An 18,081-nucleotide genomic window follows, 5' to 3' on the forward strand; every position below is an offset into this window, starting at 1 on the left:
TCAGGAGAAGTCAGAGCGAAACATCCCTCTTGCAGGTAGATGTTGTTCTTTAACAATTTGGAAAGCTGATAGTATTTAATTACATGAGTCTGTCATGTGATTAATTACAAAACGTTTAATGCGAAAGCATTGAACATGAGTTCTCAAACACTTTATTAAGTGTCTTGAATATTCAATAGTAAATTATTCTTTGCTGAATAGTTTACGTCTAAGGCGCGTCCACTTCTTTGGTCAGAAGTGAGACAAGTAAAACCAAGCTGGTCGCAATGCGGCGCAGGTGAGTGAAACTCATTTGGGTTGTATGGTTAAGCGACTAAGCGTATACGGTGGATGCCTTGGCAGTCAGAGGCGATGAAGGACGTAGTAACTTGCGAAAAGCGTTGGCGAGCTAGTAACAAGCATTTGAGCTAACGATGTCCGAATGGGGGAACCCAGCAGCATAAGCTGTTATCGCAACATGAATACATAGTGTTGCGAGGCGAACGAGGGGAACTGAAACATCTAAGTACCCTTAGGAAAAGAAATCAACCGAGATTCCCCTAGTAGCGGCGAGCGAACGGGGATTAGCCCTTAAGTCAGTGGGGTGTTAGTGGAATGCGTTGGAAAGCGCAGCGGCACAGGGTGATAGCCCCGTACATGAAAACTAACCATTGATGAAAACGAGTAAGGCGGGACACGTGACATCCTGTTTGAATATGGGGGGACCATCCTCCAAGGCTAAATACTCCTGACTGACCGATAGTGAACCAGTACCGTGAGGGAAAGGCGAAAAGAACCCCTGTGAGGGGAGTGAAATAGAACCTGAAACCGTATACGTACAAGCAGTGGGAGCGGTTCTTGAGACCGTGACTGCGTACCTTTTGTATAATGGGTCAGCGACTTACATTTTGTAGCGAGGTTAAGCGAATAGCGGAGCCGTAGGGAAACCGAGTGTTAACTGCGCGTTTAGTTGCAAGGTGTAGACCCGAAACCCGGTGATCTAGCCATGGGCAGGTTGAAGGTTGAGTAACATCAACTGGAGGACCGAACCGACTAATGTTGAAAAATTAGCGGATGACTTGTGGCTGGGGGTGAAAGGCCAATCAAACCGGGAGATATCTGGTTCTCCTCGAAAGCTATTTAGGTAGCGCCTCGAGCGAATACCATTGGGGGTAGAGCACTGTTAAGGCTAGGGGGTCATCCCGACTTACCAACCCTTTGCAAACTCCGAATACCAATGAGTACTACTCGGGAGACAGACGGCGGGTGCTAACGTCCGTCGTCAAAAGGGAAACAACCCAGACCGTCAGCTAAGGTCCCAAAGTACTAGCTAAGTGGGAAACGATGTGGGAAGGCTTAGACAGCTAGGATGTTGGCTTAGAAGCAGCCATCATTTAAAGAAAGCGTAATAGCTCACTAGTCGAGTCGGCCTGCGCGGAAGATGTAACGGGGCTAAGCTAGTCACCGAAGCTACGGGTGCACAGTTTACTGTGCGCGGTAGAGGAGCGTTCTGTAAGCCGTTGAAGGTGAAGGGGTAACCCACGCTGGAGGTATCAGAAGTGCGAATGCTGACATGAGTAACGATAAAGGGGGTGAAAAACCCCCTCGCCGAAAGACCAAGGGTTCCTGTCCAACGTTAATCGGGGCAGGGTGAGTCGACCCCTAAGGTGAGGCCGAAAGGCGTAATCGATGGGAAACAGATTAATATTTCTGTACTTCCGCTAACTGCGATGGAGAGACGGAGAAGGCTAGGCTAGCGCGGCGTTGGTAGTCCGCGTTTAAGGTGGTAGGTGGTGTTCTTAGGCAAATCCGGGGACACGTACTTTAATGTACACACTGAGAGCTGATGACGAGGTCCTAAGGGACTGAAGTAGTTGATGCCATGCTTCCAGGAAAATCTTCTAAGCTTCAGGTTAGTGGGAATCGTACCCCAAACCGACACAGGTGGTCGGGTAGAGAATACCAAGGCGCTTGAGAGAACTCGGCTGAAGGAACTAGGCAAAATGGTACCGTAACTTCGGGAGAAGGTACGCTCCTGTTGGTGATGAGACTTGCTCTCTAAGCTGACGGGAGTCGCAGATACCAGGTGGCTGCAACTGTTTATCAAAAACACAGCACTGTGCAAACTCGCAAGAGGAAGTATACGGTGTGACGCCTGCCCGGTGCCGGAAGGTTAATTGATTGGGTTATCGCAAGAGAAGCTCATGATCGAAGCCCCGGTAAACGGCGGCCGTAACTATAACGGTCCTAAGGTAGCGAAATTCCTTGTCGGGTAAGTTCCGACCTGCACGAATGGCGTAATGATGGCCACGCTGTCTCCAGCCGAGACTCAGTGAAGTTGAAATTGCGGTGAAGATGCCGTATACCCGCGGCTAGACGGAAAGACCCCGTGAACCTTTACTATAGCTTGGCACTGAACATTGAACCTACATGTGTAGGATAGGTGGGAGACTTTGAAGTTGTGACGCTAGTCATGATGGAGTCGTCCTTGAAATACCACCCTTGTAGTTTTGATGTTCTAACCTAGGTCCCTTATCGGGATTAGGGACAGTGCCTGGTGGGTAGTTTGACTGGGGCGGTCTCCTCCCAAAGAGTAACGGAGGAGCACGAAGGTTGGCTAAGTACGGTCGGACATCGTACGGTTAGTGCAATGGCATAAGCCAGCTTAACTGCGAGACATACACGTCGAGCAGGTACGAAAGTAGGTCATAGTGATCCGGTGGTTCTGAATGGAAGGGCCATCGCTCAACGGATAAAAGGTACTCCGGGGATAACAGGCTGATACCGCCCAAGAGTTCATATCGACGGCGGTGTTTGGCACCTCGATGTCGGCTCATCACATCCTGGGGCTGAAGTCGGTCCCAAGGGTATGGCTGTTCGCCATTTAAAGTGGTACGCGAGCTGGGTTCAGAACGTCGTGAGACAGTTCGGTCCCTATCTGCCGTGGGCGTTGGATGATTGAAGGGAGCTGCTCCTAGTACGAGAGGACCGGAGTGGACGAACCGCTGGTGTTCGGGTTGTCATGCCAATGGCATTGCCCGGTAGCTACGTTCGGAATCGATAACCGCTGAAAGCATCTAAGCGGGAAGCGAGCCCTAAGATGAGTCATCCCTAGGAATTTAATTCCTCTAAAGAGCCGTTCGAGACTAGGACGTTGATAGGCATGGTGTGTAAGCGTTGTGAGGCGTTGAGCTAACATGTACTAATGACTCGAGAGGCTTAACCATACAACCCAGATGGGTTTTACAAAGAAGCCTTAGACAGAATACAGATACTTGATAAAGTTTGAACTCAAACAAAGAAAATCAGCTTTCCGAATTATTATTAACGTGAGCCAGAGATGGACACGGTAATAAACAGAATTTGCTTGGTGACAATAGCCTTGTGGAACCACCTGATCCCATCCCGAACTCAGAAGTGAAACGCAAACGCGCCGATGGTAGTGTGGGGTCTCCCCATGTGAGAGTAGGTCATCGCCAAGCGCCTAATTATCTCATTGAGATGCAACGAAGCCAGCTGAATAAGCTGGCTTTTTTGCGTCTGCAATTTGTTAAATACAGCCTAGTGTCTATTTAATTAGTCAGTTTTCCTCCTATTTTTCTCTCGATAATCCCTTTTTTACCTTCCACGATACGAATAATGTGCACCATTTGGCTTTATATCAATTCTATTAATATCCGCTACAACTGTTCTATCAGATTCAGTTCCGGAGAATAAGGCGGCAGCTTTATCTCAGATTAAAAAATCTTCTGCCATCTTTGTTTGATGCCACCCGCACAGTCCATCATGATCGCGGTATAGCGGCCAAAGAACGTAGCTGTAGAAGTTAAGGCTCCTATAAGCGCAGTTTGCAAAAGACGCTATGATGGCTTTGGATGGCGAGTAAGGGGGGATTTAGGATAGCCCTGATGATGAAACAAGCGATAAATATTGGCTTTTTAAAATGTGATATCAAACTCAGATTGAGTGAATTTAGGACTGAGTGAACTTAGCAACGTTCTTTCCCATCAACTGATCACCTTATGAAAATAAGTTTTGCTGATGTACGAAGGCGTTAAGACACAATGGACAAACGAGCGTTTCGTATAAGCAATGATGGGAATTGGTATTGTGTGGTTTTCACGTATACACTTTTTTACATTCCCCATCTAGCATCAGCTTTTAGGTTGAAATTTCAATGGAATTGCGTGGCTTATTGAGGTTATTGTCGCTATTGCTGTGTATGCCATTACTGGTGAATGCTGATCGTTTCCTCGCGTCTAGTACTAAACTTGCGGATCAAGATGTTAGCGTCAAGTCTGCTGTTATGGTCCGTTATTGCGTTGATCCTGATTGGCTGCCCTATGAAGGAATACGAGAAGGTAAACATCTGGGCATTTCATCGGATTATATTCGTCATGTTGAGTCACATTCTTCCCTTAAGTTTCAGCTAGTGCCGACATCTTCTTGGACCGAAACTTTATCTTTTTTGCAAAGTGGTCAGTGCGATTTAACCCCTATGTTGAATAAAACGCTAATACGCGAGACTTATCTGCACTTCAGTGATGTCTATTTCCGCTCACCCAATGTGCTTGTTTCACTTAAAGAAGAGCCTTTTCTGCAAGGATTGGAGAATATCAATACGCGTATTTTAGCCGTGCCAAAAGGTTATCGTTTAGCTGAGTATATTCAGCATTATTATCCTCAGATAGAGATGCTTACTGTTGCCAGTGAACCTGCGGGATTGCAGTCGGTTCTGGATAAACGTGCAGATCTGTTTGTTGGGTCAATGTTTTCGGTTAACGCTTACATTCAACAAATGGGATTTGAACATTTAAAAATTGCGGGTTGGGGCGGGCCGGAAGATGAGTTACGGATGGGGGTCGCTTATGGTCAAGAGTCCTTGTTACCTGTGATAAATAAAGCCTTAAACACTGTGAGTGAGCAAGAGCGGATCACGATTTATCAGAAGTGGAATAATGTGACTGTGATAGATGAGACTAACTATTCGCTTGTGTATCAAATTATCTGTGCGACGTGTCTGTTGCTCCTAATGTTGGGGGCGAGAACTTACTTTATGAGTCAATATAATCGAAGATTAACCGATAAGAATAAGCAGTTGGAAACTTTACGCGAACAGCTTGAAGCGTCAAATGCCGAACTCGAATTTTTATCTACCCACGACCCCTTAACTAAATTGTATAACCGACATTACTTTAATCGCTTTTTTATTAATAACGAGCAGCATGATAAATCCGCTGGGGCAGGCATGTGTCTTGTAATGATTGATATCGACTACTTTAAAGAGATTAATGACACGCTAGGGCATAACGTCGGTGATCGGATCCTTGAGCAAGTGTCACAGGTATTACAGCACTGTGTGCGTGATTCTGATGTGGTCGCACGTTGGGGTGGCGAAGAATTTGTGATCCTCTGCCAACAGTCATCATTGCCATTAGTTGAAAGCTTGTGTGTGCGGATTGCGCAGAGGATTAACAATTATCAATTTACTGACAATGTTCACTTAACTTGTAGTTTTGGTGTCGCTAAGCTCGCAGAAAACGAACCTATACAATTGTGTTTTGAGCGTGCAGATCGAGCCCTTTATCGTGCTAAAGCACAAGGGCGTAATCAAATGTGCATCGACACGTAAGGGTTTACTCAAGACTGATTTGTGGTTATTTGGCTAAAAGACTGTGATTGAAGTGAGTCGCGGATGTCATCTCTATTTTGGAGATAGGTATAACATGATTGTTCTAGCATCCATGCTTGCAGGTTAATGTTTGATGTTTGTACTGACGATATGATAGAAATTCCTTGAAAATCGCTTTATCCCATTAAAATGAGGTTTATTTAAGGTTTTTTATTGATTGAGTGAAAAATAAGCTAAAGTGTTTTACTTATCTGTTTTAGTTCGTGTTTATGGCTATTTACCTAAATTATTACGCGACTTTATCGTGAAAAAGTACTCTAGCCATTTGCGCCGAGCAGGGTTCCAATTTACAATATGCGCCTAAAATAATCTGATGTGCGGTGTGTCGGTGTTTGTCGCATACTCCGTCTACTTCTTAAACTACTCATTAAAGTTGAATCATGACCGAATTATCCAAATACAGAAACATTGGTATCTTCGCTCACGTTGACGCGGGTAAAACCACGACCACCGAGCGTATCCTTAAGCTAACCGGTAAGATCCATAAAATCGGTGAAGTTCACGATGGTGAATCTACCACTGACTTCATGGTACAGGAAGCTGAGCGCGGTATTACTATTCAGTCCGCTGCTGTAAGTTGCTTCTGGAAAGATCACCGTTTCAACGTTATCGACACCCCAGGACACGTTGACTTCACCGTTGAAGTTTATCGTTCTCTGAAAGTGCTTGATGGCGGTATCGGTGTATTCTGTGGTTCAGGCGGTGTTGAGCCTCAATCAGAAACTAACTGGCGCTATGCGAACGAATCTGAAGTTGCGCGTATTATCTTCGTAAACAAGTTAGACCGTATGGGTGCTGACTTCTTACGCGTTGTTAAGCAAACTAAAGACGTATTAGCTGCAACTCCACTGGTTATGGTTCTGCCAATCGGTGTTGAAGACGAATTCACTGGTGTTGTTGACCTATTAACTCGTAAAGCATACGTGTGGGATGATTCTGGTATTCCAGAAAACTTCGAAGTATTAGACGTTCCTGCTGATATGGTTGACATGGTTGAAGAATACCGTGAAATGCTGATCGAAACTGCAGTTGAACAAGACGATGCAGTGATGGAAGCGTACATGGAAGGCGAAGAGCCATCTATCGAAGACATCAAGCGTTGTATTCGTACTGGTACTCGCAAACTGGCATTCTTCCCAACATACTGCGGTTCTGCGTTCAAGAACAAAGGTATGCAACTGGTTCTTGATGCTGTTGTTGATTATTTACCAGCACCAGACGAAGTTGATCCACAACCATTGACTGACGAAGAAGGCAACGAAACTGGCGAATTCGCTATCGTTTCTGCTGATGAGCCATTAAAAGCGTTAGCGTTCAAAATCATGGATGACCGTTTCGGTGCCCTGACTTTCGTACGTATCTACTCTGGCCGTCTGAAGAAGGGTGATACCATCCTGAACAGCGCGACTGGCAAAACTGAACGTATCGGCCGTATGTGTGAAATGTACGCTGACGACCGTATTGAAATTGAATCAGCTCAAGCTGGCGACATTATCGCTATCGTGGGTATGAAGAACGTTCAAACTGGTCACACTTTATGTGACGTGAAACACCCAGTTACTTTAGAAGCTATGGTGTTCCCAGAGCCAGTTATCTCTATTGCAGTAGCGCCAAAAGATAAAGGCGGTTCTGAGAAAATGGGTATCGCTATCGGTAAGATGATCGCTGAAGATCCATCATTCCGCGTAGAAACTGACGAAGATTCAGGTGAAACCATCCTTAAAGGTATGGGTGAACTTCACTTAGATATCAAAGTAGACATTCTGAAGCGTACTTATGGTGTTGAATTGATCGTAGGTGAGCCACAAGTTGCTTACCGTGAAACCATTACTCAAATGGTTGAAGATCAATACACTCACAAGAAACAATCTGGTGGTTCTGGTCAATTCGGTAAGATCGAATATATCATCCGCCCAGGTGAGCCAAACACTGGTTTCGTGTTCAAATCTTCAGTTGTTGGTGGTAGCGTTCCGAAGGAATTCTGGCCAGCAGTTGAGAAAGGTTTCGCGAGCATGATGAACACAGGTACTATCGCTGGCTTCCCAGTGTTAGACGTTGAGTTCGAATTAACTGACGGTGCATTCCACGCAGTTGACTCATCAGCAATCGCGTTCGAAATCGCTGCTAAAGGCGCTTTCCGTCAGTCTATCGCTAAAGCTAAACCACAACTTCTTGAGCCAATCATGAAAGTTGACGTGTTCAGCCCAGATGACAACGTAGGTGATGTGATCGGTGACTTAAACCGTCGTCGCGGTATGATCAAAGACCAAGTTGCTGGTGTAACAGGTGTTCGCGTTAAAGCTGATGTACCGTTATCAGAAATGTTCGGTTATATCGGTACCTTACGTACAATGACTTCTGGTCGTGGTCAGTTCTCTATGGAGTTCTCACACTACAGCCAATGTCCAGCTAGCGTAGCTGAGAAAGTTGTTGCTCAAGTTAAAGAACGTAAAGCTGCTGAAGCTAAGAAGTAATTCTTAACTTATCTTGGCTAATAAAAACCGCTGTCGGCCTCTAGGCTCGCAGCGGTTTTTTTATGGGAGAGATCCAACTGTAATCACCCGCTACGGCTGACGAAGTTTCGTATCCCGTTGTTTAAAATAATGTTAGTTCTCGCTTTATCTTCTCAGCGTTCAGTTTTTTGTTTACTCAATTCAAGCAAGGCCTTGGCTGCCGGTGTTAAAGGTAAACTTTGGCGCCAAATAAGCGCCAGATCCCATGTCATTGCGGGCTGCATAGGTTTAAAGACCAGTTTACTGGTGCTTAATCTATTGCAGATAGGCTCAGGTAAAATAGCGACGCCCATATCGGCTTCGACCATGGCGGCAAGGAAATCCCACTGGCCGCTGCGAAAGGCAATATTGAGTTGAACACCTGCTTTGCGACTGAGGCGATTAATCAGTTTAGCGAGGGAGAAGTCTTCGTTATAGAGGATAAAAGGATAGGGCTGGAAGTCCTGCCATTTTAAGTGGTCTTTCTCGGCTAAGGGATGTCCTTCAGGCAGGCATGCGAGTAAAGGGTACTTAGTTAGGGGTTGGTTGACGAGTTCTGTCTCATGGGTCGTGGGTAGCGCGGTAAAGGCGATATCGAGACTGTTATTGAGCAATGCTTGTTCGCAGCCGAATCCACCGTACTCATACATGTGTAGTTCAACTCCCGGATAACGCTTACGATAGCTAGTGAGCAAACCAATAATAAGACTGCTCATCATAGGACATACACCCAGTCGCAACCGCCCCGATTTAAGACCGCTAAGGTTACTCATGTCCTCCTGCAGTCTATGCCATTGGCCGAGGATTTCCCGTGCACTGTGCTCAAAGAGCTGACCAGCTTGAGTTAACTCAACCTTTTGGTTATTTCGGATCAGCAAGGTTTCACCAAGGCTTTCTTCAAGTCTCTGGATTATTTTGCTTAGTGTCGGCTGGGTGATAAAACATTTCTGCGCGGCGCGGGTAAAGTTTTCAGTTTCCACTAAGGTCAGAAAACACTGTAAGGTCTTGATTGGGATGTTCATGCTCAAATGGAATCCATATTATGGAATTTATTCATTTTACTAATGATAGCCTAAGTATTACTTTGACCTTGTTAACAAAACAGGGGAATACCGATGAAATCAAGTTCAAGTCTGTGGGTAGGTGCTTTGTGGCAGGCGGCTATGCCTGTGGCAAAAGATGTGCAAAACGCTAAAGCGGCGCAAGTAACTAAAACGGCTCCAGCGGGTGATTTGCATAAAGCAAAACAACAAGTAAACCCAGCCTAGGCTGGGTTTTTACTTTTCTGTGTTTTAGATTCTGCTCTTATTTTCATTTCCCTCTATTCTCACTTTGCCTTTTTAACTTCTGCTCAATCCCTTCCTTGGTGAAAGTACTGTTCAGCAACGGATGCTGAACCAGCGATAGACGTTTAGTCTTATATTTACTTGAATGCTCATTACTGGCTCTAAGCCAACTCATTAGGATTGGATGCTTAAATAGCAAAAAAGCCACCCTCATAAACTCGGATGGCTTTGCTCTGCAGGGGATGGAGATTTACTTGCCGGAGAATTGATTCTCGACGAGTGGTTGCTTGTTTTCGGCCTGAGCGACGTGGCATTGAGTACAGGCATAGTTATGTCCGTTAACTGTGCCTTTATCATCAATCACGTGGGACTTAGCTACTGGCGTGGCTTTCATGCGTTTTGCCTTGTCCCAACTATGGCAGCTTAAACAGCCATTTTTATCTAAGGTGATCTTGTAATCGTCCTTATGTGGGATGAGCGGTGGTTGCTCGCTAAAACTGCGCTCAATGGCGGTGCCGCGACTGGGATAAATCGCCATGGCATCGGCTGGGCGAGTGTCTGTGATCGCCATGTTTCCTGCGAGGGATTGAATATTAACTGGTGCTACGTTGGTGTAGGTTTGCTGACCTGAACAGCCGGTAATGGCGACGAGTAGCGCAGTTAAGGTGAGTATTTTTCTCATTGGTTATTCTCCGCCTTGAAGACTTTCACTGGGCATTTTTTAAAGTCAGTTTCTTTTGACAGGGGATCGGTCGCATCCAATATCAGTTTGTTGACTAACTGGCGCGCATCGAAGAAAGGCATAAATACTACGCCGCGTGGCGGTTTGTTACGGCCTTTGGTTTCAACTCGGGTTTTCACTTCACCGCGCGGTGAGGCCACTATGACTTCGTCACCACGTTGTACGCCGCGAGCTTTCGCATCTTCTGGATGCATGAAAATCTGCGCGTCGGGGTAGGCACGGTAAAGCTCTGGTACGCGGGCTGTCATCGAGCCTGTGTGCCAATGTTCCAGCACGCGGCCAGTCGACATCCACAAATCGTATTCTTCATTCGGCTCTTCGGCGGCAGGCTCATAGGGCAGGGCGAAAATCACCGCTTTGCCATCTGGCTTGCCATAGAATTTAAAGCCTTCACCCGCTTTGACATAAGGATCGCTCCCCTCAACGAAACGGCGCAGCGTTTCTTTGCCATTAACGACTGGCCAGCGTAGGCCGCGGGTTTCGTGGTAACGGTCAAAGTCGGCTAAATCATGGCCATGGCCACGACCGAAAGCTGCATATTCTTCGAAAATACCTTTTTGCAGGTAGAAACCGAAGTGTTCGCTCTCATCGTTTAATTCGGCTTTGCAATCGGAAGTTGGGAACTTGTCGATCACGCCATTGGCAAATAGCACTTCATATAAGGTTTTATCCGCGTATTCCGGTTGTTTGGCTATCAGTTCGGCTGGCCAGACTTCGGAGACTTTGAATCGTTTCGAAAATTCGACTAGTTGCCACAGATCTGAGGTTGCGCCTTCTGGGGCTTTTACTTGCTGATGCCACATATGAGTACGGCGCTCGGCGTTGCCGTAAGCCCCTTCTTTCTCGACCCACATTGCCGTTGGCAAAATTAAATCTGCCGCCATGGCTGTGATGGTTGGGTAGGGATCTGAAACCACGATAAAGTTTTCTGGATTACGGAAACCCGGATAGATTTCATCGTTGATGTTGGGGCCAGCCTGCATATTATTGGTACACATGGTCCAGTAACAGTTGAGCTTGCCATCTTTGAGCATACGGCTCTGGAGTACGGCATGGTAGCCAGGTTTGGCGGGAATTGTCCCTTCAGGCACTTGCCATAGCTTTTCGGTAATGGCGCGGTGCTTGTCGTTAGTGACTTCCATATCGGCGGGTAAACGGTGGGCGAAAGTACCGACTTCACGGGCAGTCCCGCAAGCCGAAGGTTGACCGGTTAACGAGAATGGACTGTTACCCGGTGTGGCAATTTTGCCCGTGAGCAAATGGATGTTGTAAAGCATGTTGTTCGCCCACACGCCGCGAACGTGTTGGTTAATGCCCATGGTCCACAGACTCATGACTTTAACGTTAGGGTCGGCATAGGCTTTGGCTAAAATCTCCAGCTTCTCTGGCTCGACGCCACTCATCTTGGCGGCATATTCCAGCGTATAAGTGCTGACAAACTTGGCATACTCGTCAAAGTTAATGGGCGTGGATTTACCATTGCCTGGATTTTTAGCTTTTTTCTCTAATGGATGATCTGGACGCAGGCCATAGCCGATATCATCTACCCCAAGGGCAAACTTAGTGTGTTTGGTAACAAAGTCGGTATTTATGGCTTTGTTTTGAATAATGTAATTGGCAATAAAGTTGAGGATCACTAAGTCCGACTGTGGGCGGAACACCATAGGGTTATCGGCTAAATCGAAGCTGCGGTTCTCAAAGGTCGACAGCACATGCACTCGGCATGTTGGACTGCTTAAACGTCTATCGGATATTCGTGCCCACAGAATTGGGTGCATCTCCGCCATGTTTGCGCCCCAGAGCACAAACTGATCGGCGGCTTCTAAATCGTCATAACAACCCATGGGCTCATCGATACCGAAGGTGCGCATAAAGCCGCCTACAGCTGAGGCCATGCAGTGGCGCGCATTGGGATCTATGTTGTTGGTAAGGAAACCTGCTTTATGAAGTTTAGAGGCGGCATAACCTTCCCAAATAGTCCATTGGCCGGAGCCAAACATACCCACTGACGTCGGACCTTTGGTGGCTAGACTGTGTTTCCATTTCGCGGCCATAGTATCGAAGGCCACATCCCAACTGACTGGGGTGAACTCACCTTCTTTATGGTATTTGCCGTCTTTCATCCGCAGCAATGGCGTGGTTAATCTGTCCTTGCCGTACATGATTTTTGATAGGAAATAACCTTTAATACAGTTAAGGCCACGGTTGACTGGACTTTCAGGATCGCCCTTAGTGGCCACCACTTTGCCCGCTTGGGTGCCCACTAATACGCTACACCCCACACCGCAGAAACGGCAGGGAGCTTTATCCCACTTGATACTGTCAGCTTGTTCGGCGGCTTCGACCATCTTAATGGGAAGTGTGACGCCCACGGCCGTCGCAGCGGCAACCGCTGCGTTGGCCTTGAGAAACTCGCGGCGGCTTATGCTCATAATATTTCCTCACTCTCTTGTGCTAATGGTTCTACTTGGTGGTAAATCAAGCTGGCAGATAACACGCCGGACAGGGCATTGATGGCTTCAATATTGTCAAGAATCGCTCTTTGGCTACTCCCTTCTAGGGTGACGACCAATTTTCCTTCGGGTGTAATTGCATGAATATCAGTACCCACTAATGCGCGGATATTGGCTTCAACCTGCTGTAAGGCTTTAGGCGAGGCATGCACCACAAGGCTGGTGACGTGGTATTCCTGACTCATATGGGATGACCTGTAGTGGCGTAAACTCGGTTGCCTAAGATTAAAAAGGAGGGTAACCGAGTGCTGATACTGGCGAGTCTAGACCTGATAAAAAATGTGGGTATACCTCACAAGAGGTATTGAAAGCGATAGTCGATCCGGATCAAAGTTTTGCGAGTGATCTAACTCCCAGTTTGATATTTAAGCGCTTAGCACTGTCGTCACTAGGGCATAGTGATGAGTACATTTATGGAGAATACTATTGTGCATATCTGGAACCCGTGAACATTAACGGAAGCACAAGTGTGTAGATGGGAATCCAATACTTTTTTACCAATTACAGGTGTATATAAAATTTCTGGGTAAGAGCAATAGTTGACGTGAATGCTTGCGAAATCCTGCGATAGAACATATTTAGAAATAATTAGTTATATTCACATTGTTTAGTATGCATAGACGTTAATATCCCGTCAGCTCCATATAACCCGTACCCATATGGCTGCCAGAGAGTTGCACTGGGCCTTCCCAGTAGGGCGTTGATAATGGCATAGCGCTATTGGGATTGAGCGGGGTGATAGTGAGATCGATATTTTCGCTGGGGATTTTGACTTGCCAGCTAACGGGATAGCCGCCATTGACTGTGTGTTGCCATTTGAGTGGCGTCATCTGAATGTCATTGGGATTGTCAGTGGAATTGATGTTGCGCCCTGTGCCATCGGCAAACATTCTTCTGGCGCTATAAAATGCCGAGATAGGTGCATTCTTTGCGGACTCTGCCGGAGACTGATCCCGTAACTGAAACAACATCAGCGTCGAGCCATCATTTAACCTAAGTGCAAACCAATCCCAGCCCTGTTGCGTTTTAGTGAGAAATTGCGAGCTCCATTCCCTGTCGAGCCAACCTTGGCCTGTGACTCGCTCCACTTTGCCATTGCGGTTGATTTCACCTGAAATTTCAATAAAGGGTTGGCTGTAATAGTAAGAGGCTACTTCGCCGTCGCGGCTTTTAAGGCTATAGCCGTTAACGCCTTGGTATTGCAGTGGCGCTTGGCTATTAAGCTGAAGTCGATAGCTAAAATCAGGATTCTCCACCGTTAAGGTCGCGGGAAAGAGTGCATTGGTTTCGCTCTGCCAGTGCCAGTTATCGAGGCGGATTTGATAAGGATCTAATTTCACCTCGGCAAACTCGCTATGGCGGCGCGACCACTTTTCGTGAGTCAGATGAGTTTGACTCGAGGTTAATGCGCTGTGGGCCAAGTAAAGCTGCTGAGTCTCCCACGTGGATTCATTTTTAGCTATCACATCTGTTCCTTGCGGAACTGTTGTTTGTGGAGCGATTGTTTGCAGAGTTGTTTCTTGCGGAGCAGGGGGTTTAAGGGCGACTCTAAACTGCGTCCACTGAGCGCCGAGTTGCTCACCTGTTTCTGTCGTTAAATTCGCGGTCAGATACCACCATTCCTGGCGAAAGCCATTGTGCGCCAAGTGATCCCGCGGAAATTCAAATCTATAGCCGGGAACAACAGGCGTAAAAGCTAAATCATCTTGATTAGTAGAGGTTTTCCCCACCACATTGGCCATGGATTTGGACTGAGTGTTTTGCGTCGATGGCGTTTTATCGCATCCGCCGATAAGCATTAACCCAACCACTGCCCATGCAATACTGTTTAGATTGAGTGTTTTCATCACAGTGTCTCCTGTTGCAGACTGGCGACCAGTGGTTTACGGGTTTGCCAATACAGCGGTAAGAGTACGGCTAAGGTGCAGGTGGTTAAGGCAATCAGTATTGCATGGCCATAGGCTTGCCAATCCCAAATCATTTTTATCGTCCAGCCAAAGGCTTGCAAGGTGATCTTATTAATAAGCAGGTAACCTAATAGCGCGCCCGTTGGCATAGCGAGCAGGCAAGTGATCAGCACCACAATCAGCATCTGCATAAACACCATGCCGCGCAGTGCATTACGACTGACGCCGAGGGAATACAGCCGTGCCAGTGGCGCTTGCCTTGCCTGAGTCAACATTAAGCAGGCACTAAAGAGGCCAATCGCGGCAACAATCAAGGTTAAACTATTCAGCACTAAGGTAATCGAAAAAGTCCGTTTAAACATAGCGATAGCTTGGGTTTTAATCTTAGTTTGGCTGTAGATTTGCGCTTGGGATAAACCTAACTCAGTCGCCAGTTGGACTTGTAGTTGATCAAGCTGCACTTCACTTATCCTACTGCCTTGCTCTTTACCGTGAAAACTCGCCGCTAAACTCACTGGCAGTACAGGTAACTGGGCCCGGTGCCAAAGTGGCTGGCTGATAATGACCTCGTTTCGGGTATTGCCGTGGTCATAATAAATGCCGCCAATAATGGCTTTGCTGTTACCTGTTTTCTCGAGCACATCCAATGACACAGTATCACCAAGCTGTAATTGGTATTTGATGGCAAGAGGTTCGCTCACCAATACAACGGGTGCATTAAAGTAGGATTGCCACAATGTGGGCAGGCTTTCCTTAAGCGCACTGGTGTGCCGAGTCGAAAATTCATCGCGGCTGAGTAGGCTAATTGGAATCGTCAACTCGCTCGAATTATCCGTCGATGCTGGGAGTGAAAGCAGGGCTTCAATCTGCCACTGCTGATAAAGACCGCTGACTCTAGGATCGTGCATCAATTGTGTTTGAATCGTGTCGATACGCTGGCTCGGTGGGCGGATATAGAGATCGGCATGCAAGCGGGTTTCTAGCCAAGTCCGCAGGGTTTGTTCGAAGCTTCCAACGAGGGTGTTCATCGACACATTGGCACTGAGCGCCAGTAAGATCGCCATCATAGCAAGGGAAAGCGGTGCAATAAGCTCACGGGTTTCGGCGAGCAGATATTGCCATAATCCAGGACGTGCCAAGGGCATTAACGCACTGACGCCCCAATGCAATAATTGTGGCAACAATAAGGGAATAGCGATAGCGACGATACCGAGCAACACTAAGCTGATGTTATAGCTTTGGCTGAAGGGAAACAGCAGAGCCGCTAAGGTCAATAAGCCACAGGCTAAGGCAAATTGAATACTATGGGTTTTGCGGTGTGCCTGCATTTGCTGATAGCGATTCGCCCCTTGTGCAAGTGCTTGGCGGGTAAGATCTAAATACAAGGGCAAGCAAGCGGCGAGCGCGGCAATTAAGGTGAGGACAATTGCCTCAAAAAGCCAAGTCCATTGCCAAATACCGGGGAGCAAGTGGGCGCCATACATTTGCTCTAAGGTCATGGCGACCATAGGTTGCAGCCAGTGGCTGAGTTGCAAACCACTGATAAAGCCCAGACTTGAACCTATGACAACTAACAAAATTAATTCGAACATCAGTGCCGTCATCAAGGCGCTGCGCTCTATTCCCTGTTGCAATAACTGCACTAACAGTTTTTGCCGTTTCATTAGGCTGTAGCGCACACCGTTATAGGCGATAAAGAGGCCGACAACGAAGGCTAACATGCTCATGGCATTAAGATTAAGGTGAAAACTGCGGGTCAGCGCAATCAAGGCTTGGCCTTGATCCTGCTGGCTAAAGCTGGCCTTTTGCGGCGTAATGCCAAGAGTGTCGAGTTGGGATTTTAGTTTAGGTAGGTTTTCTCGCTCACTGAACATGGCGATATAGCTCAATCTGCCTTGCATGTTTAGTAATCGCTGGGCGAGGGACATATCGGCCAAGATGGCGCTGCCGAGACCAAAACTGTCATCAATTGCAATGACATCTAAGGTGCTATTTTCTAAAACAAGTTTACCGTCGGGTGCCACTTTGGGAGCTAGGCTGCGGCTCATGATTACTGTGGCTGCGCCGCTGAGGAGATCGGCAAGCGGTAAGTCATTCATCTGTGGCGAGGTAGCTGATGGTGTGTCGGTCGAGGCGTTACTTCTCGATTTTTGTAGTGTTAATGCAGCGATCAAATCGCTGCCTTCCAGTTGCCAGAACTGACCGTTTTTACTGGAGATTTTGCCACTTACGACGGCGAGACTCTGACTTAATCCGGCTAGTCTCAAGGCGAAATAGACAGATTCATCTAAAGTGTTTTGTCCAAGGGGCGGCGTGAGTAGCACATCGGCGCGTTGACTCAGTAACTCAGTCGCCTCGCTATAGCTGCGCACGGCATTGTCGTTGGTTGCCTTGACTCCAATGAGCAGAGTCACAGCTAAGGCGATACCGAGCAGAATGGCACCTGCTTGTATAGGCGAATGGCGATAATGGGCGATAAAAACCTTTAGGCTGAGCCACGTCAGCCTCAGCCAAGTTAACTTTAGCCTTGTTTGCTTAAGCCCAGCCTGTTTAAGTTCTGTTTGCTTAAGTTCTGTGGGAGTCGCCTTAGTGAGCAGTTTATTGTTCATAGATAGCGACTGCACCTTGGGATAAATGCCAACGTTTTTGCATGAAGGCGGCGCATTCTTCGCTGTGGGTGACCATCAAGATACTAGTTTGGCTTTCCCGTGCCAGTTCACACAGTAGTGCCATCACTTGTTTGCCTGACACATCATCTAAGTTACCCGTAGGTTCGTCGGCCAGTAGCAAGGTCGGTTTATGGGCTAAGGCGCGGGCGATGGCGACACGCTGTTGTTGACCGCCTGACAGGGCTTCAACTTGGCGATGAAGTAATGGCATCAGCCCAAGTTTTTCAACCAGATAGTCACACCAAGGCGACCATGGCTGCGCGGTTAAACTTAAGGAGAAGGCGATATTGTCTTTCACGTTGAGTGGCGTGAGTAAGTTAAATTGCTGAAACACGACACCTAAGGAATTACGTCTGAAACGGCTCCACTCTTTATCTTGCCAAGTTGAGGTGGATGCTTGTTCTAGCAAGATTTCACCCGAGTCTGGCATTTCAAAACCGGCGATCAGGTTGAGTAAGGTGCTTTTGCCGCTGCCGCTGGGACCTGTAAGCGCCACGGTTTCACCTCTGTGGATCTGTAGATTAACCGCTTGCAGTACTTGATGATATTGCTCACCATCACGAAAGCCTTTGGTGACTTGGTTAAGCTTAGCGACGTCGGCCATTGAGCAACTCCTTTATATCCATTGGCGGCGGGTGTGGTAAGCCGTGTTTCAAACTGCGGCGGCAACTTACTTAGTGGCCGCAATTTAGCATTGCCATTTTATGTTCAAGATAAAGCATTTTCTATTCAGATAGATACTGATTTTTCTTGTAATAGGATCATCCACTGGGTAACAAAACATAAATCGTCATTTGGTGT

At 47.1% G+C, this 18,081-nt stretch carries 10 protein-coding genes and 2 rRNA genes; 5 read left to right on the forward strand and 7 right to left on the reverse strand.

Features of this window, described 5'->3' with window-relative positions; all coding sequences use genetic code 11:
• Positions 1–303 precede the first annotated feature (303 nt).
• From CKQ84_RS12270 to fusA, 4 genes are all read left to right on the forward strand, one after another.
• Positions 304–3,206 (forward strand): 23S ribosomal RNA (locus CKQ84_RS12270).
• Between the two features lie 139 nt (positions 3,207–3,345).
• Positions 3,346–3,461 (forward strand): 5S ribosomal RNA (rrf, locus tag CKQ84_RS12275).
• A gap of 695 nt (positions 3,462–4,156) precedes the next feature.
• A complete protein-coding gene (locus CKQ84_RS12280; protein ID WP_105251503.1) occupies positions 4,157–5,611 on the forward strand; it encodes a diguanylate cyclase in 1,455 nt (484 codons plus the stop codon).
• 440 nt (positions 5,612–6,051) lie between these two features.
• Positions 6,052–8,145, forward strand: a complete 2,094-nt coding sequence (fusA, locus tag CKQ84_RS12285; protein WP_105251504.1) for an elongation factor G — start codon at positions 6,052–6,054, stop codon at positions 8,143–8,145.
• A gap of 152 nt (positions 8,146–8,297) precedes the next feature.
• Here fusA and CKQ84_RS12290 read toward each other — a convergent pair whose 3' ends face one another.
• Positions 8,298–9,185, reverse strand: coding sequence for a LysR family transcriptional regulator (locus CKQ84_RS12290; RefSeq protein WP_105251505.1), 888 nt, complete (start codon positions 9,183–9,185; stop codon positions 8,298–8,300).
• Positions 9,186–9,278: 93 nt separating this feature from the next.
• Here CKQ84_RS12290 and CKQ84_RS12295 point away from each other — a divergent pair, with 93 nt between their 5' ends.
• Positions 9,279–9,431 (forward strand): hypothetical protein, encoded by a 153-nt coding sequence (locus CKQ84_RS12295; protein WP_081729124.1) that lies wholly within the window; start codon positions 9,279–9,281, stop codon positions 9,429–9,431.
• Between the two features lie 268 nt (positions 9,432–9,699).
• Here the strand turns inward: CKQ84_RS12295 and CKQ84_RS12300 are convergent, their stop codons facing one another.
• From CKQ84_RS12300 to CKQ84_RS12325, 6 genes are all read right to left on the reverse strand, one after another.
• Positions 9,700–10,131 (reverse strand): nitrate reductase cytochrome c-type subunit, encoded by a 432-nt coding sequence (locus CKQ84_RS12300; protein WP_105251506.1) that lies wholly within the window; start codon positions 10,129–10,131, stop codon positions 9,700–9,702.
• Positions 10,128–12,623 (reverse strand): nitrate reductase catalytic subunit NapA, encoded by a 2,496-nt coding sequence (napA, locus tag CKQ84_RS12305; RefSeq protein WP_105251507.1) that lies wholly within the window; start codon positions 12,621–12,623, stop codon positions 10,128–10,130. Before napA ends, CKQ84_RS12300 begins: the two co-directional genes overlap by 4 nt.
• Positions 12,620–12,889 carry a chaperone NapD gene (locus CKQ84_RS12310; RefSeq protein WP_105251508.1) on the reverse strand — a complete coding sequence of 90 codons (270 nt, stop codon included), beginning with the start codon at positions 12,887–12,889 and terminating at the stop codon, positions 12,620–12,622. Before CKQ84_RS12310 ends, napA begins: the two co-directional genes overlap by 4 nt.
• 438 nt (positions 12,890–13,327) lie before the next feature.
• Positions 13,328–14,551 carry a lipocalin-like domain-containing protein gene (locus CKQ84_RS12315; protein WP_173913178.1) on the reverse strand — a complete coding sequence of 408 codons (1,224 nt, stop codon included), beginning with the start codon at positions 14,549–14,551 and terminating at the stop codon, positions 13,328–13,330.
• Complete coding sequence (locus tag CKQ84_RS12320) at positions 14,551–17,220, reverse strand: FtsX-like permease family protein (RefSeq protein WP_105251510.1); 2,670 nt, start codon at positions 17,218–17,220, stop codon at positions 14,551–14,553. The genes CKQ84_RS12315 and CKQ84_RS12320 overlap by 1 nt, the downstream gene beginning before the upstream one ends.
• Positions 17,210–17,884 (reverse strand): ABC transporter ATP-binding protein, encoded by a 675-nt coding sequence (locus CKQ84_RS12325; protein WP_105251511.1) that lies wholly within the window; start codon positions 17,882–17,884, stop codon positions 17,210–17,212. Before CKQ84_RS12325 ends, CKQ84_RS12320 begins: the two co-directional genes overlap by 11 nt.
• Between the last annotated feature and the right edge of the window lie 197 nt (positions 17,885–18,081).

The sequence above is a fragment of the Shewanella sp. WE21 genome, assembly GCF_002966515.1.
In the GTDB taxonomy this organism is placed as follows: domain Bacteria; phylum Pseudomonadota; class Gammaproteobacteria; order Enterobacterales; family Shewanellaceae; genus Shewanella; species Shewanella oncorhynchi.

Excerpts from the sequence above, each read along its gene's own strand:
- CKQ84_RS12280 (WP_105251503.1), top strand. The coding sequence starts at position 4,157 with ATGGAATTGCGTGGCTTATTGAGGTTATTGTCGCTATTGCTGTGTATG.
- fusA (WP_105251504.1), top strand. The coding sequence starts at position 6,052 with ATGACCGAATTATCCAAATACAGAAACATTGGTATCTTCGCTCACGTT.
- CKQ84_RS12290 (WP_105251505.1), bottom strand. The coding sequence starts at position 9,185 with ATGAACATCCCAATCAAGACCTTACAGTGTTTTCTGACCTTAGTGGAA.
- CKQ84_RS12295 (WP_081729124.1), top strand. The coding sequence starts at position 9,279 with ATGAAATCAAGTTCAAGTCTGTGGGTAGGTGCTTTGTGGCAGGCGGCT.
- CKQ84_RS12300 (WP_105251506.1), bottom strand. The coding sequence starts at position 10,131 with ATGAGAAAAATACTCACCTTAACTGCGCTACTCGTCGCCATTACCGGC.
- napA (WP_105251507.1), bottom strand. The coding sequence starts at position 12,623 with ATGAGCATAAGCCGCCGCGAGTTTCTCAAGGCCAACGCAGCGGTTGCC.
- CKQ84_RS12310 (WP_105251508.1), bottom strand. The coding sequence starts at position 12,889 with ATGAGTCAGGAATACCACGTCACCAGCCTTGTGGTGCATGCCTCGCCT.
- CKQ84_RS12315 (WP_173913178.1), bottom strand. The coding sequence starts at position 14,551 with ATGAAAACACTCAATCTAAACAGTATTGCATGGGCAGTGGTTGGGTTA.
- CKQ84_RS12320 (WP_105251510.1), bottom strand. The coding sequence starts at position 17,220 with ATGAACAATAAACTGCTCACTAAGGCGACTCCCACAGAACTTAAGCAA.
- CKQ84_RS12325 (WP_105251511.1), bottom strand. The coding sequence starts at position 17,884 with ATGGCCGACGTCGCTAAGCTTAACCAAGTCACCAAAGGCTTTCGTGAT.